The following is a 1,575-nucleotide window of genomic DNA, read 5'->3' on the forward strand; positions in this document are numbered from 1 at the left end:
GTCGAGCTCGGGTGGTTCCTCGTGTTTGCCGACGGCTCGAACTTCCCCGGCGTGGGCCGCGAGGTCCCCGGTCTGCCTGCGGCGGAGGAGCTCATCGACATCTACAGCGCCGCGGCGGGCCCGCTCACCGACTTCACCTGGTTCGACGCCCTGGGCAGGTTCAAGATGGCGGCCATCATGGGGCACAACCTGCGGCGCCACCGCGAGGGACGACACCACGACCCGGCGCAGGAGCTCCTGCCCGACACCATCCGCCAGCTCATCGTCACCGGCCTCGACCGGCTGGCCTGACGCGACACCCGAGAAACGAGAGAACCATGGATTTCGCGTATTCCCCGCGGACGGCGGAGCTCGCCGAGAAGCTTCACGTGTTCATGGACGAACACGTCTACCCGGCCGAGGACGTCTACAACGCCCAGATCGCCGCGAACGAGAACCCGCACGAGCAGCCCCAGGTCATGCGCGACCTGCAGGCCACCGCCCGCGACCAGGGACTGTGGAACCTCTTCATGGCCCACGACAACCTGGGCGCCGGCCTGACCAACCTCGAGTACGCGCCGCTGGCGGAGATCGTCGGTCGCTCGCTCATCGGCAACGAGGCGATCAACTGCTCGGCCCCCGACACCGGCAACATGGAGATCCTCGCCCTCTACGGCACCCCCGAGCAGAAGGAGCAGTGGCTGCGGCCGCTGCTGGACTGCGAGATCCGGTCGGCGTTCGCCATGACCGAGCCCGAGGTGGCGAGTTCGGACGCCACGAACGTGTGCACGAGCGTCATCCGTGACGGCGACGAGTACGTGATCAACGGTCGCAAGTGGTACGCCTCGGGCGTGCTCGACCCGGACTGCAAGCTCATGATCGTGATGGGCAAGTCCGACCCCGACGCGTCGACCTACCGCCAGCAGTCGATGATCCTCGTCCCGACCGACGCCGAGGGTGTCACGGTGGTCCGCGACCTGCCGACGTTCGGCTACCACGACCGGCTGGGCCACGGCGAGGTGCTCTTCGAGGACGTCCGGGTCCCGGCGTCCAACATGCTCGGCGTGGAGGGCGGCGGATTCGAGATCGCCCAGGGCCGCCTCGGGCCCGGCCGCATGCACTACGCCATGCGCGCGATCGGCATCGCCGAGCGGGCGCTGCAGATGATGTGCCAGCGAGCCACCGACCGCGTCGCGTTCGGCGAGCCGCTCGCCAAGCGCGGCGTGGTCCGGGAGTGGATCGCCCGCAGCCGCGTGGAGATCGATCAGATCCGGCTCATCACGTTCAAGGCCGCCTGGCTCATGGACACCCAGGGCAACGCCGCCGCCCGCATGGAGGTCGCCGCGATCAAGGTCGCCGCGATGGAGACCGCCCACCGGGTGGTCGACCGCGCCGTGCAGACCTACGGTGCGGCCGGGGTCAGCGACGACACCGTCCTGGGCCGGTTCTACGCCCTGACCCGCGCCCTGCAGATCGCGGACGGACCCACCGAGGTCCACCTGCGCACCATGGCCCGACTGGAACTGAAGAAGTACACCCCCTCGACGGAGGCCGCGCGATGAGCACCCCCACCCGACTTCTCGACGGCAAGGTCGC

1 protein-coding gene and 1 pseudogene are annotated in these 1,575 nt (G+C 69.2%); both read left to right on the top strand.

Features of this window, described 5'->3' with window-relative positions; all coding sequences use genetic code 11:
• Window positions 1–291: pseudogene (locus tag B4M60_RS05280) on the top strand (phosphotransferase family protein); the annotation flags it as partial.
• A 26-nt stretch (window positions 292–317) separates the two neighbouring features.
• A complete protein-coding gene (locus B4M60_RS05285) occupies window positions 318–1,541 on the top strand; it encodes an acyl-CoA dehydrogenase family protein (protein WP_291080976.1) in 1,224 nt (407 codons plus the stop codon).
• Window positions 1,542–1,575: the final 34 nt, after the last annotated feature.

This window comes from Dietzia sp. UBA5065, assembly GCA_002415925.1.
In the GTDB taxonomy this organism is placed as follows: domain Bacteria; phylum Actinomycetota; class Actinomycetes; order Mycobacteriales; family Mycobacteriaceae; genus Dietzia.